The organism is Labedella phragmitis (assembly GCF_004078635.1).
GTDB classification, from domain to species: domain Bacteria; phylum Actinomycetota; class Actinomycetes; order Actinomycetales; family Microbacteriaceae; genus Labedella; species Labedella phragmitis.
Genome location: NZ_RZNB01000007.1, coordinates 76,404 through 98,505 on the forward strand (window position 1 = coordinate 76,404; position 22,102 = coordinate 98,505).

Sequence of the window (22,102 nt, forward strand, 5' to 3'; positions counted from 1 at the left end):
GTAACGAGTCTGTTGCGAGAACCTCCCCGGGTCCGGGGCGCTTCGTCACATTGGGTAACCTGTGTGCATCCGTCCCCGCCGTCCTGCCGGGGACTTCTTTCTGGAGGACATCTTGACTATCACTACCCGACGGGCCACCCTCTCCGGCCTCGCGAGCCTCGGCGTCATCGCGCTCCTCGCCGGCTGCGGCCAGGCGCCCGAGGAGAGCGGCGCTGGCGGCGGCGACGCAGCGTCCGACTTCACCCCCTGCATCGTCTCCGACGCCGGTGGATTCGACGACAAGTCGTTCAACCAGGCGAGCTTCGAGGGCATCACGAAGGCCGCCGACTCCCTCGGCACCGAGGTCACGGACGTCGAGTCCGAGACCGAGGACGACTACGCCCCGAACATCACGAGCCTCGTCGACGAGGGCTGTGACCTCATCGTCTCCGTCGGCTTCGCTCTCGCCGAGGCGACGAAGGCAGCGGCCGAGGCCAACCCCGACACCCATTTCGTCATGCTCGACGACAACTCGATCGAGGCCGAGAACGTCAAGCCGATCATCTACGACACGGCTCAGGCCGCGTTCCTCGCCGGCTACGCCGCTGCGGACACGACGGAGACCGGCACCGTCGGCACCTTCGGCGGCATGCAGTTCCCGACCGTCACGATCTTCATGGACGGCTTCGCCGACGGTGTCGCGTACTACAACGAGCAGAAGGGCGCCGACGTCAAGGTCGTCGGTTGGGACGTCGACGCGCAGACCGGTTCCTTCACCGGTGGCTTCGAGCAGAACGACACCGCGAAGCAGCTCGCGACGACGCTCATCAACCAGAACGCCGACATCCTGCTCCCCGTCGGTGGCCCGATCTTCATCAGCGCCATCGAGGCCATCCGCGACTCCGGCAAGGACGTCAAGATGATCGGTGTCGACGCCGACCTGTACGAGACGTACCCCGAGGGCGCCGAGTTCTTCCTCACGTCGATCCTCAAGCAGATGTCGACGGGTGTCGAGGACGTCGTCACGGACGCCGGCAATGGTGAGTTCGACAACGCCCCGTACGTCGGGACCCTCGAGAACGAGGGCGTCGGCATCGCGCCGTTCCACGACTTCGAGGACTCCGTGAGCGAGACGCTGCAGGCCGAGCTCGACGAGATCTCCGCCGGCATCATCGACGGTTCCATCGAGGTCACCTCGCCCGCTTCGCCCTCGGCGGAGTAACACCCCCGAACGGTCGGGAGGTCAGCCGTCTCGGCGGACCTCCCGACCTCGTGCGAGACGCACCAGGAGGCCAGCCGCTCGGCTGGCCTCCCGCTGTGTCCGGCTTTAGGATCATCGAATGCAACTCGAACTCCGCGGGATCACCAAGCGCTTCGGCGCCCTGACCGCGAACGATCACATCGATCTCGTCGTCGCCCCCGGCGAGATCCACTGTCTCCTCGGAGAGAACGGTGCCGGCAAGTCGACCCTCATGAACGTCCTCTACGGCCTCTACCAGGCCGACGATGGCGAGATCCTGCTCGACGGCATCGTCCAGCACTTCGAGGGTCCCGGAGACGCGATGCGCTCCGGAATCGGCATGGTGCACCAGCACTTCATGCTCATCCCCGTCTTCACGGTCGCGGAGAACGTCATGCTCGGCCACGAGCAGACGTCCTTCGGAGGCCGACTCGACCTCGACGCCGCGCGGAAGCGCGTGCGCGAGATCTCCGACCGCTTCGGGTTCAGCGTCGACCCCGACGCGATCGTCGGGGACCTCCCCGTCGGTGTGCAGCAGCGCGTCGAGATCATCAAGGCGCTCTCGCGCGACGCGAAGGTCCTCGTCTTCGACGAGCCGACGGCCGTACTCACGCCGCAGGAGACCGACGAACTCATGACGATCATGCGGCAGCTCCGCGACGAGGGCACGTCGATCGTCTTCATCACCCACAAGCTCCGCGAGGTCCGCGAGGTCGCCGACCGCATCACGGTCATCCGGCTCGGCAAGGTCGTCGGCGAGGCCGCCCCGACCGCGAGCAACTCGGAGCTCGCCGCACTCATGGTGGGCCGTGCCGTCGAGCTCGTCGTGCAGAAGGACGTCGCCCGTCCGGGCGCTCCCGCTCTCGTCGTCGAGAACCTCGACGTCATCGACGCGAACGGTCTCAAGGTCGTCAACGACGTGAGCTTCGCCGTGCACGAGGGCGAGATCCTCGCGATCGCGGGTGTCCAGGGCAACGGTCAGACCGAGCTCACCGAGGCCATCATGGGCCTGCAGCCGCGCGTGAACGGGCGAGTGAGCCTCGGAGGACAGGCCCTCACCGGTCTCAGCGTGCGACGAGTGCTCGACGCGGGCGTCGGCTTCGTACCCGAGGACCGGACGGAGGACGGCCTCGTCGCGGAGATGACGATCGCCGAGAACCTCATGCTCGACCGGTCGCACGGCGCGCCGTTCGTCGCGCGCGGATCGCTCCGCCGCGATCACCTCGACGACTTCGCCGAGGACAAGAAGAAGGAGTTCGACATCCGCGCGCAGTCCGTCTCGACCCCTGCCGGCCGGCTCTCGGGAGGAAATCAGCAGAAGGTCGTGCTCGCTCGCGAGATGAGCCGCGACCTGAAGCTGCTCATCGCGGCCCAGCCGACCCGCGGTATCGACGTCGGCTCGATCGAGTTCGTCCACAAGCGCATGGTCGAGACGCGCGATGCGGGGATCCCCGTCATCGTGGTGTCGACGGAGCTCGACGAGGTCGTCGCCCTGGCCGACCGGATCGCCGTCATGTACCGCGGGTCCATCGTCGGCATCGTGCCCGGTGACACCCCGCGCGATGTGCTCGGCCTCATGATGGCGGGCGAGCGTCCGGCCGAGGTCGCGGCGTGAGCGCGCAGACGGCGACGCCGCCGGCAACGAACGATCCGTCGTCGACGCAGCAACCGCGGGCGAACGCGATCCTCAAGGAGATCGTGAACGGGAACGTTCTCATCACGGTCCTCGCCGTCTTCCTCGCGCTGCTCATCGGCGGAGTGCTCATCGCCTTCTCGAACGAGGACGTGCAAGCCGCCGCCGGGTACTTCTTCAGTCGACCGCAGGACACGTTCGTCGCCATCTGGAACGCGGTGTCCGGAGCGTACGTCGCGCTCTTCCAGGGGTCGATCTACAACTTCCGCCGCGACGACTTCGTCACGGCCATCCGTCCTCTCACGGACACCCTCACCTACGCCGCCCCGCTCATCGTCGCGGGACTCGGCGTCGGCCTCGCCTTCCGCGTTGGCATGTTCAACATCGGCGGTCGCGGCCAGATGCTCATCGCGGCCGCCGCGGCCGGATGGGTGGGCTTCTCCTTCCACCTCCCGTGGGGCGTGCACCTCGTCGTCGCCGTGATCGCCGGAATCGCCGGTGGGGCACTATGGGCCGGCATCGTCGGTCTCCTGAAAGCCCGCACCGGCGCCCACGAGGTGATCCTCACGATCATGCTCAACTACGTCGCGTTCTACCTCGTGTCGTACATGCTGCGCGCCCCCGGACTGCTGCAGGCGCCTGATCAGGTCAACCCGAAGTCGCCGCCGATGCTCGAGACCGCGATCTTCCCGCCGCTCCTCGGACCGGCGTACAAGCTCCACGCCGGCTTCATCCTCGTCATCCTCGCGACGATCTTCGTCTGGTGGCTCCTCAACCGGTCGAGCCTCGGCTTCCGCTTCCGCGCCGTCGGCGAGAACCCGAACGCGGCCCGCGTCGCGGGTATGGACGTCAAGAACATCTACGTCTACGCGATGCTCGTCTCGGGTGGCCTGCTCGGCCTCGCGGGCGTCATGCAGGTGCTCGGCACCGTGCCGACGGGCTTCAGCTCGGGGATCGACGCGGGCATCGGGTTCGACGCCATCACCGTCGCCCTTCTCGGGCGTTCCAAGCCGTGGGGCATCTTCGCGGCCGGCGTTCTCTTCGGTGCGTTCAAGGCCGGCGGCTACGCGATGCAGGCGTCGCAAGGCGTCCCGGTCGACGTCGTCACGATCGTCCAGTCCCTCATCGTGCTCTTCATCGCCGCTCCTCCGCTCGTGCGGGCGATCTTCTTCCTGCCGGACGGCAGCAGGAGACGCCGCCGCACCACCCCGATCGTCACGAAGGAGGTCGAGGCCAAGTGAGCACCAGTACCGCCGTCACGCCCGACGCGACGCCCGTGTCCGCGACTCTCGAATCCACGGAGATCCGCAGCTGGAAGGCGACCATCGCGCTCGGGGTCTTCGTCGTCGTCGCCCTCCTCCTGTTCGTCGTCCTGGGACGCGACGGCGCCACGACATTCCGACTCTCGAGCGAGAGCGATGTCGTCCAGTTGGCGGACTGGGTGCTGCCCGCACGCAGCACCGGCATCACGGTCACGGTGCTGCTCGCGCTGCTCACAGCGGTCGTCGCTGTCCTCACCGTCGCCGGTTCGCGATTGAGCGCGCGTCTCCGCCGTGTCGCGCTCGCCGTCTCGATCGTCGCGTTCACGTTCCTCTTCCTGCTCGCGTTCCTCGCCTGGGCCGCCGCGGGGGAGTCGATTCCCGTGACGGGGCTGCTCCTCGGCACCGTCTCCCTCAGCGCGCCGCTCATCTTCGGAGCGCTCGGCGGGGTCATCTCGGAACGCGTCGGTGTCGTCAACGTCGCGATCGAGGGCCAGCTGCTCGCGGGCGCCTTCTGCGCGGCCCTCGTCGCGTCGATCACGGGCAACCCGTTCGCCGGGCTCATCGCCGCGATGGTCGCCGGCGTGCTTGTGAGCTTCGTCCTCGCCGCGTTCTCGATCAAGTACCTCGTCGACCAGGTGATCGTCGGCGTCGTGCTCAACGTCCTCGTGCTCGGCCTCACGTCGTTCCTCTACTCGACGGTGCTGTCGCAGGACACGCAGAATCTCAACACCGCGCCGCGCTTCCCGCGCTTCCCGATCCCCGTGCTGAGCGACATCCCCATCGTCGGACCCGTGCTCTTCCGGCAGACGCTGATCGTGTACCTCATGTACATCGCGGTGATCGCCGTCTACATCGGGCTCTTCCACACGAAGTGGGGGCTGCGGCTCCGCGCCGTCGGTGAGCACCCGCAGGCCGCGGACACGGTCGGCATCCGCGTGAATCCCACTCGGTTCTGGAACGTCTCGCTCGCGGGCGCCGTCGCCGGCCTCGGTGGCGCGTACTTCACGCTCGACTCCGTGTCGAGCTTCGGGAAGGACATGACGGCGGGAGCAGGATTCATCGCGCTCGCCGCAGTCATCTTCGGCCGCTGGAACCCGATCCGCGCGACGTTCGCCGCGCTGCTCTTCGGTTTCGCCACCAACCTGCAGAACGTCCTCGGCGCGATCGGTTCGCCGGTGCCGAGCGAGTTCATGCTCATGCTGCCGTACGTGGTCACGGTCCTCGCCGTCGCGGGACTCGTGGGCTACGCGCGCGGCCCCGCCGCCTCAGGAAAGCCGTACATCAAGTCATGACCGACGTCTCGAACACCGCGCCAGCCGATGACACCGATTGGGACGAGCTCCGCGCCGTCGCCGACGAGGCGATGAAGAAGGCCTACGTGCCGTACTCGAAGTTCCCGGTGGGGGTCGCGGCGATCGTCGACGATGGTCGCGTGATCGCAGGCTGCAATGTCGAGAACGCATCGTACGGTCTCACGCTCTGTGCCGAGTGCGCCCTCGTCTCGACGCTGCACCTCACGGGCGGCGGCAAGCTCGTGCGGTTCACGTGCGTCGACGGTGACGGGAACATCCTCATGCCGTGCGGCCGCTGCCGTCAGTTGCTCTTCGAGCACGCCGCCCCGGGGATGCTGCTCGAGACCGTCTCGGGTGTCCGGGCGATCGACGAGGTGCTCCCGGACGCCTTCGGTCCGAGCACGCTCGACGCCTACGCTCGCTGAACCCGCGCCCTTCGGCGTAATCGTCGGTGCGACCTCTCGTGCCGGCCGGAAAGGAACCACCCCATGACCGAGAACCAAGCCGTCGAGGCCTTCGACGTCGTCGACCTCATCCGGACGAAGCGCGACGGCGGCGAACTCTCGACCTCCGAGATCGACTGGCTCATCGACGCCTACACGCGGCGCTACGTCGCGGACGAGCAGATGTCGGCGCTCGCCATGGCGATCCTCATCCGCGGCATGAGCCGTCGCGAGATCCGGGACATGACGCTCGCGATGATCGCGTCGGGCGAGCGGATGGACTTCGGGGGGCTCGGCAAGCGAACTGTCGACAAGCACTCGACGGGCGGGGTGGGCGACAAGATCACGCTCCCGCTCGTGCCCCTCGTCGCGTCGTTCGGCGTGGCCGTCCCGCAGCTGTCCGGGCGGGGACTCGGTCACACGGGAGGCACCCTCGACAAGCTCGAGAGCATCCCCGGATGGCGCGCCGACCTCACGAACGAGCAGATGTTCGCGCAGCTCCGCGACGTCGGCGGTGTCATCTGTGCCGCGGGTACCGGGCTGGCCCCCGCCGACAAGCGCCTCTACGCGCTCCGCGACATCACCGGGACCGTCGAGGCGATCCCGCTCATCGCCTCGAGCATCATGTCGAAGAAGATCGCCGAGGGCACGGAAGCGCTCGTCCTCGACGTGAAGTTCGGCTCTGGCGCCTTCATGACCGACTACGCGAAGGCGGAAGAGCTCGCCCGCACGATGGTCGAGCTCGGCACGGACGCCGGCGTCGCGACCTCCGCCCTCCTCACGGACATGAACGTGCCCCTCGGTCTCGCGATCGGGAACGCCAATGAGGTCCGCGAGTCGGTCGAGGTCCTCTCCGGCGGCGGACCGGCCGACGTCGTCGAATTGACGATCGCTCTCGCCCGCGAGATGCTCGCGCTCGTCGGGCAGCCGGACGCCGACGTCGAGGCGGCTCTCGCGGACGGACGCGCCATGGACTCGTGGCGCGCCGCCATCATCGCTCAGGGCGGCGACCCGGACGCGCCCCTCCCGGTCGCGCGGGAGTCCCACACCGTGACGGCGGACCGCTCGGGCGTCCTCAGCCGTCAGGAGGCGCTGCCGTTCGGAATCGCCGCGTGGCGGCTCGGCGCCGGCCGCGCGCGGCAGCAGGACCCGGTGCTGCACGCCGCCGGGATCGACCTGCACGCCAAGCCGGGCGACGAGGTCGTCGAGGGTCAACCGCTCTTCACGCTGTCCGCCGACGACGACTCGCGCTTCGAGCGGGCCCTCGCCGCCGTCGACGGCGCCTGGGAGATCGCTCCCGCCGGCACCGTGGTCGAGCGTGGACCGCTCGTGCGACAGCGAATCGGCTGATCGGGACATCGCCGTCGTGCGCGAGTGGCCTCACGGTACGCTGATGCAGTGAGCACGAGCGACGACGAATTCTTCTCCGACGGCATCGACCTGCGTGACCTCCCCAAGGTCTCGCTCCACGATCACCTGGACGGCGGGCTGCGGCCGCAGACCATCATCGATCTCGGTCACGAGATCGACCTCGATCTCCCGGCGACCGACGCCGATTCGCTCGCCGACTGGTTCGTCGACTCGTGCTCGGCGGGTAATCTGCCCGACTATCTGAAGACCTTCGACCTCTCGATCGCCGTCATGCAGTCCCGCGAGGGGCTTCAGCGGGTCGCGCGTGAGTTCGTCGAGGACCTCGCGGACGACGGTGTCGTCTACGGAGAGATCCGGTGGGCGCCCGAGCAGCACCTCCGTGGGGGACTGAGCCTCGACGAGACGGTCGAGGCGGTCCAGGACGGCATCGACCAGGCGATCGACGACGCCGCACGAACGGGACACGACATCCGCATCGGCCAGCTGGTCACGGCCATGCGTCACGCGGACCGGGGCCTCGAGATCGCCGAGCTCGCGGTGCGGCACCGCGACAGAGGCGTCGTCGGCTTCGACATCGCCGGCGCCGAAGCGGGCTTCCCCCCGAGCCGCCAGCGCGTGGCGTTCGACTTCCTCGCGTCGGAGTACTTCCCCGTCACGGTGCACGCGGGGGAGGCCGACGGCCTCGAGTCCATCCGCGGCGCTCTCTTCGACGGTCGCGCGCTTCGCCTCGGCCACGGCGTCCGACTCGCCGAGGACATCACGATCGAGCGCAGCGACGACGAGAACGTCTACGTCTCGCTCGGTCGGCTGGCCCAGTGGGTCAAGGATCGCGAGATCACCCTCGAGCTCAGCCCGTCCTCCAACCTCCAGACGGGCGCCATCGAGCGGTGGGGCGAGGAGATCGAGGACCACCCGTTCGACCTCCTCTACCAGCTCGGGTTCCGCGTCACGGTCAACGTGGACAACCGGACCATGAGCGCAACGACTCTCACCCGCGAACTCGCCCTGCTGAGCGACGCCTTCGCCTACGACCTCGGTGATCTCGAGGCGTTCCAGCTCAACGCCGCGGCCGCGGCGTTCCTCCCTCTGGAGGAGCGCGAGGACCTCGCCGAGCGCATCTCGGCCGGGTTCGACGACGTGGAGAACGGCGCGCGCTGAGCGTCCCTCCACCGACCGCCGTGCGCTGAGGAAATGCTCGGTCGCCGAGCGGTACTCTGGTGGCAGACGACCCGCCGTCTGCCACCCCGACCTCAGGATCCGCCGATGCCGTTGCCTCAGCTCACCGAAGCCACCGTCCGATTGGGCGCGGCGGCGCGGGACTGGCGCGACGCCGTGCGGGTGGCCGGTGACGTTCTCGTCGCCTCGGGCTCCGTGCAGAGCGGATACCCCCAGCGCATGGTCGAGGTCATCGAGGAGTTCGGGGCCTACGTCGTCATCGCGCCGGGCCTCGCACTCGCCCACGCGCGGCCGGGCAGCGACGTGCGGGCCGATGGGCTGTCCCTCGTCACGCTCCAGACGCCCGTCTCGTTCGGGCACGCCCACAACGACCCCGTGCACGTCGTCATCGGCATCGCCGTCACGACAGCCGACGCGCATGTCACGGGCATCGCGGACCTCGCGAACGCCTTCAACGACCCGGACCTCGTCCCGGCGCTCGGCGCCGCTACCGAGCCGGCCACGGCGATCGACCTCATCGAAGCTGCAACAGCGAGGGGAGCGGTATGAAGATCGTCGCCATCTGCGGTGTCGGTGTCGGCACGTCTGGCATCCTGAAGGTCAACGCCGAGCGCGCTCTCGCCCGGCTCGGCATCGAGGCCGACGTCTCGGCCTCAGACGTCGGTTCGCTCGAGGTCTCGGCCGCCGACGCACAGATCATCCTCACATCCCCAGAGCTCGTCGACAAAATACCGCCCACGTGGGCGGACATCGTCGTCATCGACAACTACGTCGATCACGCCGAGATCGAACGCAAGCTGCTCGACGCGCTCGGCTGACGGGGTAGGCCGTCACCGCCGGTGCGACGGACTCTCCGCCGATCGCCGGCTAGGCTCCGACGAGCTCTGCGACGCCTGCGCGCAGCGCGGCGAGCCGTGACTCGGCCTCCGTCACGCGATGCGCGAGGTCACCCTCGGTGCTCGCGACGTCGATGTAAACCTTGAGCTTCGGCTCCGTGCCGCTCGGGCGCACCATGATCCGCGACCCGTCGGCCAGACGGAATCGGAGCACGTCGCTCGGGGGCAGCGCCCCGAATCCGCCGGCGAGGTCCTCGATCCGCTCGACTCGGACGCCCCCGACATGATTGGGCGGCTCGTCCCGCAATCGCGTCATCGTCGCCGCGATCCGACCGAGATCCGATACGCGAACGGAGATCTGGTCGCTCGCGAAGTGCCCGAAGGTCTCGCTGAAGCGTTCGAGGTGTTGGGCGATGCTCGAGCCCTCGGCCGCGAGGCGAGCGGCGAGATCGAGGAAGGCGACGGCGGCGGAGATGCCGTCCTTGTCGCGCACGGTCTCCGGGTTGACGAGGTACCCGAGGGCCTCCTCGTAGCCGAACACGAGGCCGGGGGCCCGTGACACCCACTTGAAGCCCGTGAGCGTGTCGGAGAACTCGAGGCCGTAGTGCTCCGCGACCGCCGCGAGAGCGGGGGAGGACACGATCGAGCACGCGAGCGTGCCCTCGGGCGCGCCCTCGTCCGGGGACGTCAGCGACTCGGCCGCGCGCCACCCGAGGAGCGCTCCGACCTCGTTGCCCGTGAGGCGCCGGTAGCCGGTGTCGCTCGACGCGTCCGGGATGGCGACGGCGAGTCGGTCCGCGTCGGGGTCGTTCGCGATGATGAGGTCGGCCGAGTGCTCGCGAGCGGTCGCGTAGGAGAGGTCGAGCGCTCCGGGCTCCTCGGGGTTCGGGAACGAGACCGTCGGGAAGTCGGGGTCCGGCTCGAGCTGCGCGTCGACCGTGACGGGTGCCGCGAAACCGGCGGCCTCGAAGACGCGGGAGGCGGTCTCCCACCCGACGCCGTGCATCGCCGTGTAGACGACGACGGGCTGCGCGGTGGGCGGAGTCGGTGCCACGCGCGCGGTGCGCGAGATGTAGGCGTCGATGACGCTCTCATCGGCTACCTCGAAGTCCCGCGAGCGGGGCAGATCGGCGATCGAACCGGCGGCGACCACGTCGATCGCCGCGGCGATCTCGGCATCCACGGGCGAGACGATCTGAGACCCGGCGTCACGATCGCCGAGGTAGACCTTGTAGCCGTTGTCGCGTGGCGGGTTGTGGCTCGCCGTCACCATGACGCCGGCACTCGCGTCGAGGTGACGGACCGCGAACGCGAGCACGGGGGTCGGGAGCAATCGGGGCAGCAGTACGGCGCGCACGCCGGCGCCCGCCATGAGCTCCGCGGTGTCCTCCGCGAACACCCGCGAGTTCTTGCGTCCGTCGTATCCGATGACGATGGAGGGCGTCGCACGGTTGGCGACGAGCCAATCCGCGAGACCGCGAGCGGCCTGGGCCACGAGGACGCGGTTCATGCGGTTCGGACCGGCCGCGAGCTCGCCGCGCAATCCGGCCGTTCCGAAGGCGAGGCGGGAGTCGAATCGCTCGGCGAGTGCCGACTCGGCGTCGGCGGATCCGCTCTCCGCGGCCTCGATGAGCGACCGGAGCTCGGCGCGCGTCTCCTCGTCGGGATCCTGCTCGAGCCACGCGGTCGCGCGCTCGAGGAGTCCACCGGTCACAGTCGCTCCACGACGCGTGCGAGCAGGTCGCTGATCACCGGTTCGGCGGCGCGGCCGGCTTCGATGACCTCCTCGTGGCTGAGGGGTGTCTTCTGGATTCCCGCCGCGAGGTTCGTGATGAGGGAGAGCCCGAGGACCTCCATTCCGGCCTGACGTGCGGCGATCGCCTCGAGCGCCGTCGACATCCCCACGATGTGGCCGCCGATCGCCTTGGCCATCTGCACCTCGGCAGGGGTCTCGTAGTGCGGGCCGCGGAACTGGCAGTAGACGCCCTCGTCGAGCTCGGGGGCGACCTCTCGGGCCACGGCCCGCAGTCGGGCAGAGTAGAGATCCGTCAAATCGATGAACGTCGCGCCCTCGAGGGGCGAGTCAGCCGTGAGGTTGATGTGGTCGCTGATGAGGACGGGGGTCCCCGGCGTCCAGGTCTCCTTGATGCCTCCGGCGCCGTTCGTGAGGATCATCGTGGTGGCTCCGGCCGCGGCGGCCGTCCGCACGCTGTGGACGACACGGCGGACTCCGTGACCCTCGTAGTAGTGGGTGCGGGCGCCGATGACGAGAGCGTGCTTCCCGGAGGGCAGGCGCACCGACCGAAGGGTGCCGACGTGGCCGACGAGGGCCGGCTTGGAGAAACCCGGGATGTCGGTTGCGGGGATGGTCGCGACCGTCTCTCCCATGAGCTCGGCGGCGCGTCCCCAGCCGGAGCCGAGGGTGAGCGCGATGTCGTGGCGGGCGACGCCGGAGATCTCGGCGATGCGCTCGGCGGCCTGCGCCGCGACGGTGAACGGATCGACGCCCGGAGCGTCCAACGGATTCGACGAGGAGTCAGCCATTCCTCCACTCTAATCTGGGCTTCGACATCGCCCATGGTTCACCACGCGAGGACCCGCGGCGTCGTGGCGCCGAGCACGCCGCGCCTTTCGCCACGCCCGAATTGGTGACCGCCTCTCGGCCCTGCGAGAATCGACGCATGGCTTACGAGTTTGAGCGGAAACAGCGGATCGCCGTACTCGGCGGGGGGCCAGGCGGGTACGAGGCGGCTCTCGCGGGAGCGCAGCTCGGGGCGGAGGTCACGGTCGTCGAGCGCGTGGGGGTCGGCGGATCCGCGGTCATCACGGACGTCGTGCCCTCGAAGTCGCTTATCGCGACCGCCGAGGCCGCGATAGCCGTCCGCGAGTCGTCGGAGCTCGGGGTCCAGTTCTATGGGCGGACCGGTGACGGGAAGCCCGTGCGACCCGAGGTCGCCGTCAATCTCGCCGCCGTGAACAAGAGGCTCCTCGGTCTCGCGCGTCAGCAGTCGGAGGACCTCCGCTCGAATCTCCTCGAGAACGGCGTCCGCATCGTCACGGGCGAAGGCCGACTCGACGGGCGCGATGCCGTCATCGTCTCGACGGAACCCGGCGGTGCCGGTACCGATTTCGACCGCATCGAGGCCGACACGGTCGTCATCTCCGTGGGCGCGAGTCCTCGCATCCTGCCGACCGCCATCCCGGACGGGGAACGGATCCTCACCTGGACGCAGCTCTACAACCTCTCGGCCATCCCCGAGCACCTCATCGTCGTCGGGTCGGGTGTGACGGGCGCCGAGTTCGCCTCGGCATACCGGGCGCTCGGATCCGAGGTCACCCTCGTGTCGAGCCGCGACCAGGTCCTGCCGGGGGAGGACGCCGACGCGGCCGCGGTCATCGAGCGCGTCTTCAAGCGCAACGGCATGACGGTCCTTGCCAAGTCGCGGGCCGAGTCGGTCGTGCGCTCCGGGTCCGGCGTGCTCGTGACGCTCTCCGACGGCCGCACGGTCGAGGGCAGCCACTGCCTCATCGCGATCGGCGCCGTCCCCAACACGGCGGGCATCGGCCTCGAGGAGGCCGGGGTGCAGCTCTCGGAAAGTGGCCACATCCGCGTCAATCGCGTGGCCCGCACGTCCGTCCCGAACATCTACGCCGCCGGCGACTGCACGACGTTCCTCCCGCTCGCGTCCGTCGCGTCGATGCAGGGTCGCACCGCGATCTTCCACGCCATGGGCGACGCCGTCACACCGACGGAACTCCGCAACGTGTCCGCGAACATCTTCACGCAACCGGAGATCGCGACCGTCGGCTGGACCCAGAAGCAGATCGAGGACGGGATCGCGCAGGGGGACATCTACAAGCTGCCGCTGTCGTCGAACCCGCGCGCCAAGATGATGGGCATCAAGGACGGCTTCGTGAAGCTGTTCGCCCGCACGGGGTCCGGAACGGTCATCGGAGGCGTGATCGTCGCTCCGAAGGCCTCGGAGCTCATCTTCCCGCTCGCCCTCGCGGTCGAACACCGGCTCAACGTCGACCAGGTCGCCCGCGCGTTCGCGGTCTACCCCTCGCTGACCGGCAGCATCACCGACGCGGCCAAGGCCCTCCACATCGTCCTCTAACCCCCCTGAAGATCCCCTCTGTGCTCGAATTTTCGCGCACAGAGGAGATCTTCAGGAGGGGGAGCGGCGGGTAGAAGGAAGTCCGGCGGTCCGGAGAACCGAGCTCAGCCGACCAGGCTTCACGACATCCGCGTGTTCCCAACGGGCAAAGCCCGAACAGAGACGCCGGAGCGTGTTCTCCCTGTTCTTCTCGGCGATGACCGCGCGGCGGGCGGCCTCAGGGTCGGCGCTTCCGAGTCCGCCGTACTTCAGCTGTCCGTCTGCCTCGCCGATGATCCCGTACTCGGGCCACCAGAAATCGACGAAAGCGCGGAACCCGTGACGGTCGATGAACTCCCTCTGAAGTTCCGGTGCGGGGAACCCCGCCTCCATCATCCGGACGCGACTCACTGATTCGAGCGGAGATTCCGCAAGGTGGGTAGCGAAGTCGGAGGCGGCGAATGCTCGCCGCGAACCCGGAAGGCCACGCATACGCTCGGCCGCGGCGACGAGCTCCGCTCGCGTCGTGAGTGAATCACCGGCGCCAACCCGGAGAGCGCTGTCCATCGTGACGACCGCTTCATGAAAGGGCACCAGGAGAGCGATGTCCACGGCGGTCTGAGCCACCGTCGTCACGGAGAAGTCGCCGAGGGCGAGTGTGTCGTGACGAGCGATGTCGCCCGTGTGTCGTCTGAAAGAGCCGGAGGAGCGAGCCCCGTCCTGAACAAGGATGTCGACCGTCGATGGCCAGGGCTGCCAAATATCGAGTCCCCAGTAAGCAGCAGCCGAGAAGTGTGACAAGACCGGGTCTGTCTTCAACCGTTCGAGTGAGGCCAGGACTCGGACGCGATGTCGTCGGACCGGACTGAGTTCGCTCCACGTCGTCCGCTCGACGTAAGCGCCGGGTGCGACGGAGAGCAGATCACCCCGACCGAGGGAGCGATCCAGGTCTCGGACGGAATCGCCTCGAGCGATTCTGTCGCGCCGACGGATGAGTATCGAGTCGTCTTCCATGCGAGGAGGATGCCCAGGTGTCCAGCCGCGATTGGGCACCATCATGGTCTCCGGGGAGGGGCGTGACGCAAGTCCCGCTGGGGACGACACTGCCCCGGTTACTGAATATCCCCTTTGAGCACGAATACACGTGCCCAGAGGGGATATTCAGGGGGGTCAGGAGGAGGGGAGGGAGAGGAGGCGGTGGCCGGCGGAGACCGTCGTGCCCGTCGGCGCGTCGAGCGAGGTGACGACGCCGTCCTTCGGGGCGGTGATCGGCTGCTCCATCTTCATCGCCTCGAGCACGAGGAGGAGGTCGCCCTTGACGACCGCCTGACCCTCCTCGACCGCGACCTTGACGATCGTCGCCTGCATGGGCGCCTTCACGTCGTCGCCCGTGGCCGTGGCCGAAGCCGTGCCCGACGACCCGCGACGCGGGGGCGGCGTGACGCTGCGCCCGCGCGGGCTCGTCGCCGGGAGCAGTGCGTTCGGCAGATTCACCTCGAGTCGCTTCCCCGAGACCTCGACGACGACGGTGTGCCGCTCGGTCGGCGGCAGCGACTCCTCGAGCTCACCGTTCCACGGCTCGATCTGGCCGGAGAACTCGGTCTCGATCCACCGCGTGAAGACGCCGAACGTCCCGTCCTCCGCCGTGAAGGCGGGGTCGCGCACGATGAGGCGGTGGAAGGGCAGCACGGTGGGCAGCCCGGAGACCTCGAACTCGTCGAGCGCGCGGCGACTGCGTTCGAGCGCCTGCTCGCGGTCGCGGCCGGTGACGATGATCTTCCCGAGGAGCGAGTCGAACGCTCCGGAGATGCTGTCACCGGCGGTGACGCCGGAATCGAGACGGATGCCGGGGCCGCCGAACGTCTTGAAGACGTGGATGGGGCCGGGCTGGGGGAGGAAGCCGCGGCCCGGGTCCTCGCCGTTGATCCGGAACTCGATCGAGTGACCCGTCGGGATCGGGTCGTCGTAATCGAGCGTGCCGCCCTCGGCGATGCGGAACTGCTCCCGCACGAGGTCGATCCCGGTGACCTCTTCGGACACGGGGTGCTCGACCTGCAGTCGCGTGTTGACCTCGAGGAACGAGACCGTACCGTCCTGCCCGATGAGGAACTCGCACGTCCCGGCGCCGAGGTAGCCGACCTCGCGCAGGATCGCCTTCGACGCACGGTACAGCTCGGCGTTCTGCTCGTCGGTGAGGAACGGGGCCGGGGCCTCCTCCACGAGCTTCTGGTGCCGCCGCTGCAGCGAGCAGTCACGCGTCGACACGACGACGACGTTGCCGTGAGCATCCGCGAGGCACTGGGTCTCGACGTGGCGGGGCTTGTCGAGGTACTTCTCGACGAAGCACTCGCCGCGGCCGAAGGCCGCGATCGCCTCGCGCGTCGCCGACTCGAAGAGCTCGGCGACCTCCTCGCGCTCGCGGGCGACCTTGAGCCCCCGCCCGCCGCCGCCGTACGCGGCCTTGATCGCCACGGGAAGGCCGTGGGTGTCGACGAAGTCGAGGACCTCCGACGCGTCGGCGACGGGGTTGAGTGTGCCCGGTGCGAGCGGTGCACCGACCTTCTCCGCGATGTGTCGAGCGGAGACCTTGTCGCCGAGCTTCTCGATCGCGTCGGGGGACGGGCCGATCCAGATGAGCCCGGCGCCCTGGACGGCGCGAGCGAAGTCCGCGTTCTCGGCGAGGAATCCGTACCCGGGGTGGACGGCATCCGCTCCCGAGCGACGAGCGACGCTCAAGAGCTTCTCGATGACGAGGTAGGTGTCGGCGCTCGTGGTGCCGTCGAGTGCGTACGCCTCGTCCGCGAGACGGACGTGCAGGGCGTCCCTGTCCTGATCCGCGTAGACGGCGACGCTGCCGATTCCACTGTCACGGGCTGCGCGGATCACACGGACCGCGATCTCTCCCCTGTTGGCGATGAGGACCTTCGTTATGCGTGGCACAAGAGTCGAGTCTATTGGGCGGTCGCAACCGGGCTGTGAGGAACATACACAAAAATGGCCGAGGGATGCGTGGGAAGCCACTAAAGCCTCGGCGCGGCTCCATCCGTCGTGGTGACCGGGATCGGCTCGCTCAGAGGGCGCCGCGTCGGTTCCACAGGGCGGTCCACTCGTGACCGGATTCCCGGACCAGCCGCCGGAGCGTCGGGAGGGAGAGGCCCACGACGGTCGACGGATCTCCGGAGATCGACGAGATGAACGGAGCGCCGAGGCTGTCGATCGTGAAGGCCCCGGCTACCGCGAGGGGCTCGCCGCTCGCGACGTAGGCGTCGATCTCGGCGTCGGAAATATCGTCGGCGAATGTGACCGTCGCTTCCGCCGTCGCTCCGCGTGCGTCGACGACGGCGCCCGCCGCCGGATCGACGTCGATGAGCCAGTGACCGGAGTGGAGGGTACCGGTCCGGCCACGATGCATGAGCCAGCGCTCGCGAGCGCGCTCGGGCGTGTGGGGCTTGCCGTGCATCGTGCCATCGAGCTCGAACATCGAGTCGCCCCCGAGGACGAGCCCGCGTTCCCCGCCGGCCGCGATGACGCCCTCGACGACGGCCTCGGCCTTCTCACGGGCGAGCAGGGCGACCGTCTCAGCGGGGGAGAGTACGCGGTGGAGCGACGCCTCGGCGAGGACGGCGTCCTCGTCGACGGCGGAAGGAAGCACGACCGGTTCGATGCCGCTCGACCGCAGCAGAGCGAGTCGCGCGGGCGACGTGGAGGCGAGGTACAGCAGCACGGGGAGGTCCTCTCGCGGTCGCGCGTGTGTCATGCTCGATCGCATGGCCGACGCACCCGACATCGTGGATCTGACGATCACCAACGTAGCCCACGGCGGGGTCTTCGTCGCTCGTCACGAGGGCCGCGTGGTATTCGTCCCGGACACCCTTCCCGGCGAGACCGTGCGGGCGCGACTCGTCGACACCCGCAAGAAGAGCTTCTGGCGCGCCGAGACCCTCGAGGTGCTCGATGCGTCGCCCGATCGGGTCGATCACGTGTGGTCGTCGTCCTCGATCGAGCGCGACCCGCGCGACCGGGCGGGAGGCGCGGAGTTCGGTCACATCGCACTCGAGCGCCAGCGTCGCCTCAAGGCCGACGTGCTGAGCGACGCCCTCGTGCGCTTCGGGGGTCTCGACGCCGACTCGCCGCTCACGCGCGTGGCCGTCGAGCCCACTCCCTCTGACGAGGGCGGAGACGGGCTGCGCTGGCGGACGCGTGTCTCGCTCCATGTGGACGAGGAAGGGCGCGTCGGACCGTATGCCGCTCGATCCCATCGTGTCATCCCGGTGGACGACCTCCCGCTCGCGACGACGGAGATCGCGGACGCTGCCCCTCTCCACGACCGCCTCCAGGGAGCGACGACCGTCGACGTCGTCGCGTCGACGGACGGTGTCCTCGTCGCCGTCGACGGGGCCGCCAGCACCGGAGCGCTGCACGAGCGGGTCGGCGATCGCATGTTCTCGCTCGAGCCGCTGGGGTTCTGGCAGGTGCATCGCGAGGCCGCCGAACTGCTGTCGGCGGCCGTGGCGTCGGCCGTCGACGCCGATCGTTTCGATGCCACCGCGCCGAACCTCGATCTCTATGGAGGCGTCGGTCTCTTCGCCGCGACCCTCGCCGACCGGTTCGGCACGGGGATCCGCGTGACGACGGTCGAAGCGGAGTCGTCCGCCACCGATCACGCCGCCGAGAACCTCGTCGACATCGTCGGAGCCCGCGCCGTCACGGATCGCGTCGATCGGTTCGTGCGCGCGATCGGTCGGGAGGGCGACCTGGCACGCTATCGCGACGCGACGGTCGTCCTCGACCCTCCGCGGTCCGGGGCGGGGACGGCGCTCGTCGGCGAACTCGCGGCGCTCCAGCCCGCCCAGATCGTCTACGTCGCGTGCGATCCCGTCGCGCTCGCGAGGGATACGAAGGCGTTGCGCTCCTCGGGATACGAACTCGCATCGGTGCGCGCGTTCGATCTCTTTCCCCACACGCACCACGTCGAGGCGGTCGCCGCGTTCTCGCGGAGCGGGGATCGCCGCTCCTGACGCTACGATGAGCCCATGGTTAGGGTAGCGATCATCGACGACCACGAGTCGGTCAGACTGGGTGTCTCGGCGGTGTGCGCCATGGCGGGGTACGAGGTCGTCCACAGCGTCTCCACCGTCGACGCCTTCGTGAGGAGGGCGACGGAGGAGCCCGTCGACATCGTCGTCCTCGACCTCTCCCTCGAGGACGGCTCATCTATCACCGACAACGTCCAGCGTGCCCACGCCACGGGCGCCGCCGTTCTGATCCACAGCATCGCCGATCGGGTCGCGAGCGTCAGGGAGGCCCTCGCGGCCGGCGTCGCCGGTGTCATCCCGAAGGCTTCGCCGACCGACGTCATCGTCGACGCGATCGCCACCGTCGCCTCCGGTGGAGTGCTCAACAACCTCGAGTGGGCGAGCGCGATCGACGCCGACAGCGAGTTCGCCACCGTGCAGCTCGGTCGCCGGGAGCGCGACGTCCTCCACCTCTACGCCTCCGGCCTGCCGCTCAAGCAGGTCGCCCTCGAACTCGGAATCGCCGTCTCCACGGCCAAGGAGCACCTCGGTCGCATCCGCAGCAAGTACGTCGAGGTCGGTCGCCCGGCCCCGACGAAGGTCGACCTGCTGCGCCGGGCCGTCGAGGACGGAATCCTGCCGGAGCTGAACCCCGGTCAAGTGGATGGCGACTGACCGACCCCGCAGCCGCTTCCGGCCCGCGACGGTCGCCGAGACCATCGCCACACGCGGAGAACTGTCCGGGCGCAAGGTCTTCAGCTCCGGTCGTGTCGAGGAACTCTTCTCGCGCACGATCGGCATCGCGACCGTCGTCTTCGGCGCTCAAGCGGTGTGGATCGGGCTCACCAACCCCGACATGATCACGCGACCGGCCGGTGTCGTGGCGCTCGTCTTCATGACGATCACGATGATCGCGACCGTCGTCGCCTCGATCGTGCTCCGGGGGATGCGGATAGCGACCCTCGTCTTCTGCTGGGGTTACCTCGTGGTCCTGCTGATCTGGCCGGCCCTCATCGACGTCCCGGGTTCGAACGCGGCCGAGCCGTGGTTCTGGTACCTCCTGACGGTCGCCGGGGCCTGCGCCGTCTTCGCGATGAGCGTCCGGCTCGCTCTCCTCTACACGCTCGTCTCGCCGATCATCTACGGCGTCGCGCGCGCCGCGACCAACGGACCCGACCAGTGGCAGGTGGGCGTCTTCGACGCCTCCTACGGCCTCATCATCGGGCTCGTCGCCTTCGTCGTCGGTGTGACCTTCCGCCGGGCGGCACGCGGAGTCGACGTCGCGCGCGACACCGCTCTCGCCCGCTACGACGAGGCCGTTCGCCTGCACGCGGTGGAGGCGGAGCGCGTCGAGGTCGACGCGATCGTCCACGACAGTGTGCTCGCGGCGCTCCAGGCGGCCGATCGCGCCGCCTCGCCTGCCCAGTTCCGAGCGGCGGCCTCCCTCGCGGTGAAGGCGCTCGCGCACTTCCGCGACGCGGGCCTCGCCCCCGCCGCGTACGACTCGCACCTCACCTCGGGGGAGATCGCCGATGCGCTCGCCGCCTCGGCCGCGTCGATGGAGCGGCACGTCGACGTGACGGCTCTCGGACGACGGGATCGCGACATCCCCTCCGTCGTGGCCGAGACGATCGTGCTCGCGGCCGCGCAAGCGATGCAGAACAGTATCCAGCACGCCGGGCGGGGCGACGTGAGACGCTCGGTCACCGTGCGGTCGACCGGCGAGAGCGGCGTGACCGTGACCGTCGAGGACGACGGTGCGGGATTCGACCCGGAGACGGTCGAGCCCGGGCGGCTCGGCGTGCGGGTCTCGATCATCGAACGGATGATCGCCGTCGGCGGTCGGGCCACCGTCGAATCGGCACCGGGCCGCGGCACGACCGTCCGGCTGTCATGGGAGCCGTCGGACGCGGAGGTCGGATCGTGATCCGCATCTCGCGATACACGATGCTCGCGCTCGCGGGGCTCTTCTCGCTCTACCACGTTTTCCGCGGTGTCATCACGCTGAACGTTCCGGAGTCCCCGTGGCCGAGCATCGTCGCGATGGTGCTCTACGTCGTCGCGACGACCATGAGCCTCTGGCCGAACTCCCCCGTCCAGATGCCTCTCTGGCTCGCCTTCTTCAATCTCGCGACGTCGATCGCGCTGTGCCTCCTCGTGACGAGCGAGCTGGATCCCGCGGTCAACAACGGCTACGCGACGTGGCACGTCGCATCGGTCGGGACGCTCATGACGATCACGGCCGCGCGTCGCCGCGAGTGGACGGCGTGGGCGGGGGTCGCCTTCCTCACCGTGCAGTCGGTCGTCTGGTCGGGCGTCGAAACCGCGCTCGAGATCGGGGTCACGGGCTCCGTCTGGTGGGTGGCGATCGCGATCGTGATCGCCCGCGCCCTCGCGCGAGCCGGGCGCGACGCCGAGAAACTCGTCCTCGCGGAGCGTGCTGCGGCGGAGTGGCAGGCCGCTCAGGACGCGCACTTCAACGAGCGCGCCCGCCGACTCGACGAGGCGTCGAGGCTCGCGGGTCCGACGCTCCGGCGGATCGTCCTGTCGGGCGGCGACCTCACGGCGCACGAGCGGGAGGACGCACGAATGCTCGAGGCGGCCCTCCGGGACGAGATCCGCGGGCGCCGACTCCTGAACGAGGCCGTGCGTCGCGAGGTGCTCGCCGCTCGCCGTCGGGGCACGACGGTGTCGCTCCTCGACGAGGGGACGATCGACGACCTGCCGCAGGAGGAGCTCGACCGGGTGCTCTCCGTCGTGGCCACCTCGGTCGCCGAGACGAAGACGGAACGCCTCATCGTCCGTACGGCTCCGCTCGACTCGACCGCGGCCGTCACGCTCGTCGGGCTGTCGAAGCCGGCGCCGGGCTCGGACGATCCGGACGACGACGTCGACCTGTGGCGCGAGGTGCCGCGCGTGGTGGGCGAGGAACCCGCGCTGAGGCGTTGTCAGGGAACGATCGAGTCCACGTAGCCGCCGTCGACGCGCACGGCGGCACCCGTCGTCGCCGACGCGAGCGGCGAGGAGAGGTAGACCACCAGGTTCGCGATCTCCTCGGGTTCGATAAGGCGCTGGAGCAGGGACTGCGGGCGGTGGAGTCGCATGAACTCCCGCTGGGCCTCGTCCCAGGGCAGTGACCGGTCGACGAGTTCGTAGACGAAGTCCTCGACGCCGCCGGTGTGCGTGGGGCCGGCGATGACCGAGTTCACGGTGACCCCGGTTCCTGCCGCTTCCTTGGCGAAGCCACGAGACACCGCGAGGAGTGCGGTCTTGGACATGCCGTAGTGGATCATCTCGCGGGGGATGACGATCGCGGAGTCGCTCGCGATGTCGAGGACGCGGCCCCAGCCGCGCTGCATCATCCCGGGGAGGTAGGTGCGGATGAGGCGCACGGCGGAGAGCACGTTGACCTCGAAGTAGCGACGCCACTCGTCGTCGTCGATGGAGAGGGCCTCGGCGGCACCGAAGACGCCCAGATTGTTCACGAGGATGTCGATGTCCGGCAGCGCGGTCAATGCCGCATCGACACCGGCATCGGTCGTCACGTCGGCCACGACGGGGACGAGTTCCGCGCCCGGCACCCGCTCGGCGATCTCTCCGATCGCCCGCGAAACCGTGTCCTCGCTGCGCCCGTTGACGCCGACGCGCGCGCCGGAGCCCGCGAGTCCCACGGCGATCGCCGCTCCGATACCCTGCGTCGACCCCGTGACGAGGGCCGTCTTCCCGCTCACATCGATCTGCATGCCCCCATCCTCCTC

At 69.1% G+C, this 22,102-nt stretch carries 20 protein-coding genes; 14 read left to right on the forward strand and 6 right to left on the reverse strand.

Going from position 1 to position 22,102, the window contains the following annotated elements:
- Window positions 1-112: 112 nt before the first annotated feature.
- The 9 genes from ELQ90_RS14835 (at window position 113) to ELQ90_RS14875 (ending at window position 9,214) form a co-directional block, all read left to right on the forward strand.
- A complete protein-coding gene (locus ELQ90_RS14835; RefSeq protein ID WP_128496074.1) occupies window positions 113-1,201 on the forward strand; it encodes a BMP family lipoprotein in 1,089 nt (362 codons plus the stop codon).
- 118 nt (window positions 1,202-1,319) lie between these two features.
- On the forward strand, window positions 1,320-2,834 hold the full coding sequence (locus ELQ90_RS14840; protein WP_128496075.1) for an ABC transporter ATP-binding protein: 1,515 nt from the start codon (window positions 1,320-1,322) through the stop codon (window positions 2,832-2,834).
- Window positions 2,831-4,093: an ABC transporter permease gene (locus ELQ90_RS14845; protein ID WP_128496076.1), complete on the forward strand. Its 1,263-nt coding sequence runs from the start codon at window positions 2,831-2,833 to the stop codon at window positions 4,091-4,093. Before ELQ90_RS14840 ends, ELQ90_RS14845 begins: the two co-directional genes overlap by 4 nt.
- The gene (locus ELQ90_RS14850) at window positions 4,090-5,406 is read left to right on the forward strand and encodes an ABC transporter permease (RefSeq protein ID WP_128496077.1); all 1,317 of its coding nucleotides are present in this window, start codon (window positions 4,090-4,092) and stop codon (window positions 5,404-5,406) included. The genes ELQ90_RS14845 and ELQ90_RS14850 overlap by 4 nt, the downstream gene beginning before the upstream one ends.
- Window positions 5,403-5,831 (forward strand): cytidine deaminase, encoded by a 429-nt coding sequence (locus ELQ90_RS14855; RefSeq protein ID WP_128496078.1) that lies wholly within the window; start codon window positions 5,403-5,405, stop codon window positions 5,829-5,831. Before ELQ90_RS14850 ends, ELQ90_RS14855 begins: the two co-directional genes overlap by 4 nt.
- 63 nt (window positions 5,832-5,894) lie before the next feature.
- The gene (locus ELQ90_RS14860; protein WP_128496079.1) at window positions 5,895-7,199 is read left to right on the forward strand and encodes a thymidine phosphorylase; all 1,305 of its coding nucleotides are present in this window, start codon (window positions 5,895-5,897) and stop codon (window positions 7,197-7,199) included.
- Between the two features lie 48 nt (window positions 7,200-7,247).
- On the forward strand, window positions 7,248-8,378 hold the full coding sequence (locus ELQ90_RS14865) for an adenosine deaminase (protein WP_128496080.1): 1,131 nt from the start codon (window positions 7,248-7,250) through the stop codon (window positions 8,376-8,378).
- Between the two features lie 105 nt (window positions 8,379-8,483).
- The gene (locus tag ELQ90_RS14870; protein ID WP_128496081.1) at window positions 8,484-8,945 is read left to right on the forward strand and encodes a PTS sugar transporter subunit IIA; all 462 of its coding nucleotides are present in this window, start codon (window positions 8,484-8,486) and stop codon (window positions 8,943-8,945) included.
- Window positions 8,942-9,214 (forward strand): PTS sugar transporter subunit IIB, encoded by a 273-nt coding sequence (locus tag ELQ90_RS14875; protein ID WP_128496082.1) that lies wholly within the window; start codon window positions 8,942-8,944, stop codon window positions 9,212-9,214. The genes ELQ90_RS14870 and ELQ90_RS14875 overlap by 4 nt, the downstream gene beginning before the upstream one ends.
- A gap of 49 nt (window positions 9,215-9,263) precedes the next feature.
- On the opposite strand, the gene ELQ90_RS14880 is transcribed toward ELQ90_RS14875, so the two are convergent.
- The gene (locus ELQ90_RS14880; RefSeq protein WP_128496083.1) at window positions 9,264-10,946 is read right to left on the reverse strand and encodes a phospho-sugar mutase; all 1,683 of its coding nucleotides are present in this window, start codon (window positions 10,944-10,946) and stop codon (window positions 9,264-9,266) included.
- Window positions 10,943-11,776 (reverse strand): purine-nucleoside phosphorylase, encoded by an 834-nt coding sequence (locus tag ELQ90_RS14885; protein WP_128496084.1) that lies wholly within the window; start codon window positions 11,774-11,776, stop codon window positions 10,943-10,945. Before ELQ90_RS14885 ends, ELQ90_RS14880 begins: the two co-directional genes overlap by 4 nt.
- A 137-nt stretch (window positions 11,777-11,913) precedes the next feature.
- On the opposite strand from ELQ90_RS14885, the gene ELQ90_RS14890 reads away from it, so the two are divergent.
- Window positions 11,914-13,350: an NAD(P)H-quinone dehydrogenase gene (locus ELQ90_RS14890; RefSeq protein ID WP_128496085.1), complete on the forward strand. Its 1,437-nt coding sequence runs from the start codon at window positions 11,914-11,916 to the stop codon at window positions 13,348-13,350.
- A gap of 51 nt (window positions 13,351-13,401) precedes the next feature.
- On the opposite strand, the gene ELQ90_RS14895 is transcribed toward ELQ90_RS14890, so the two are convergent.
- From ELQ90_RS14895 to ELQ90_RS14905, 3 genes are all read right to left on the reverse strand, one after another.
- Window positions 13,402-14,343: a hypothetical protein gene (locus ELQ90_RS14895; protein ID WP_128496086.1), complete on the reverse strand. Its 942-nt coding sequence runs from the start codon at window positions 14,341-14,343 to the stop codon at window positions 13,402-13,404.
- A 156-nt stretch (window positions 14,344-14,499) separates the two neighbouring features.
- A complete protein-coding gene (locus tag ELQ90_RS14900) occupies window positions 14,500-16,269 on the reverse strand; it encodes an acetyl/propionyl/methylcrotonyl-CoA carboxylase subunit alpha (RefSeq protein ID WP_128496087.1) in 1,770 nt (589 codons plus the stop codon).
- A gap of 130 nt (window positions 16,270-16,399) precedes the next feature.
- The gene (locus tag ELQ90_RS14905; protein ID WP_243696205.1) at window positions 16,400-17,053 is read right to left on the reverse strand and encodes a Maf family protein; all 654 of its coding nucleotides are present in this window, start codon (window positions 17,051-17,053) and stop codon (window positions 16,400-16,402) included.
- A 43-nt stretch (window positions 17,054-17,096) separates the two neighbouring features.
- On the opposite strand from ELQ90_RS14905, the gene ELQ90_RS14910 reads away from it, so the two are divergent.
- From ELQ90_RS14910 to ELQ90_RS14925, 4 genes are read left to right on the forward strand one after another with little or no spacing between them, the layout of a single operon-like run.
- Window positions 17,097-18,347: a class I SAM-dependent RNA methyltransferase gene (locus tag ELQ90_RS14910; protein ID WP_128496089.1), complete on the forward strand. Its 1,251-nt coding sequence runs from the start codon at window positions 17,097-17,099 to the stop codon at window positions 18,345-18,347.
- A 15-nt stretch (window positions 18,348-18,362) separates the two neighbouring features.
- Window positions 18,363-19,019, forward strand: coding sequence for a response regulator transcription factor (locus tag ELQ90_RS14915; protein WP_128496090.1), 657 nt, complete (start codon window positions 18,363-18,365; stop codon window positions 19,017-19,019).
- Window positions 19,009-20,271, forward strand: coding sequence for a sensor histidine kinase (locus tag ELQ90_RS14920; RefSeq protein ID WP_128496091.1), 1,263 nt, complete (start codon window positions 19,009-19,011; stop codon window positions 20,269-20,271). Before ELQ90_RS14915 ends, ELQ90_RS14920 begins: the two co-directional genes overlap by 11 nt.
- On the forward strand, window positions 20,268-21,317 hold the full coding sequence (locus ELQ90_RS14925) for a hypothetical protein (RefSeq protein WP_128496092.1): 1,050 nt from the start codon (window positions 20,268-20,270) through the stop codon (window positions 21,315-21,317). The genes ELQ90_RS14920 and ELQ90_RS14925 overlap by 4 nt, the downstream gene beginning before the upstream one ends.
- Here ELQ90_RS14925 and ELQ90_RS14930 read toward each other — a convergent pair.
- Window positions 21,293-22,087, reverse strand: a complete 795-nt coding sequence (locus ELQ90_RS14930; RefSeq protein WP_128496093.1) for an SDR family NAD(P)-dependent oxidoreductase — start codon at window positions 22,085-22,087, stop codon at window positions 21,293-21,295. The genes ELQ90_RS14925 and ELQ90_RS14930 overlap by 25 nt on opposite strands.
- Window positions 22,088-22,102: the final 15 nt, after the last annotated feature.

Excerpts from the sequence above, each read along its gene's own strand:
- ELQ90_RS14840 (WP_128496075.1), top strand. The coding sequence starts at position 1,320 with ATGCAACTCGAACTCCGCGGGATCACCAAGCGCTTCGGCGCCCTGACC.
- ELQ90_RS14855 (WP_128496078.1), top strand. The coding sequence starts at position 5,403 with ATGACCGACGTCTCGAACACCGCGCCAGCCGATGACACCGATTGGGAC.
- ELQ90_RS14860 (WP_128496079.1), top strand. The coding sequence starts at position 5,895 with ATGACCGAGAACCAAGCCGTCGAGGCCTTCGACGTCGTCGACCTCATC.
- ELQ90_RS14870 (WP_128496081.1), top strand. The coding sequence starts at position 8,484 with ATGCCGTTGCCTCAGCTCACCGAAGCCACCGTCCGATTGGGCGCGGCG.
- ELQ90_RS14875 (WP_128496082.1), top strand. The coding sequence starts at position 8,942 with ATGAAGATCGTCGCCATCTGCGGTGTCGGTGTCGGCACGTCTGGCATC.
- ELQ90_RS14885 (WP_128496084.1), bottom strand. The coding sequence starts at position 11,776 with ATGGCTGACTCCTCGTCGAATCCGTTGGACGCTCCGGGCGTCGATCCG.
- ELQ90_RS14890 (WP_128496085.1), top strand. The coding sequence starts at position 11,914 with ATGGCTTACGAGTTTGAGCGGAAACAGCGGATCGCCGTACTCGGCGGG.
- ELQ90_RS14895 (WP_128496086.1), bottom strand. The coding sequence starts at position 14,343 with ATGGAAGACGACTCGATACTCATCCGTCGGCGCGACAGAATCGCTCGA.
- ELQ90_RS14910 (WP_128496089.1), top strand. The coding sequence starts at position 17,097 with ATGGCCGACGCACCCGACATCGTGGATCTGACGATCACCAACGTAGCC.
- ELQ90_RS14915 (WP_128496090.1), top strand. The coding sequence starts at position 18,363 with ATGGTTAGGGTAGCGATCATCGACGACCACGAGTCGGTCAGACTGGGT.
- ELQ90_RS14920 (WP_128496091.1), top strand. The coding sequence starts at position 19,009 with ATGGCGACTGACCGACCCCGCAGCCGCTTCCGGCCCGCGACGGTCGCC.
- ELQ90_RS14930 (WP_128496093.1), bottom strand. The coding sequence starts at position 22,087 with ATGCAGATCGATGTGAGCGGGAAGACGGCCCTCGTCACGGGGTCGACG.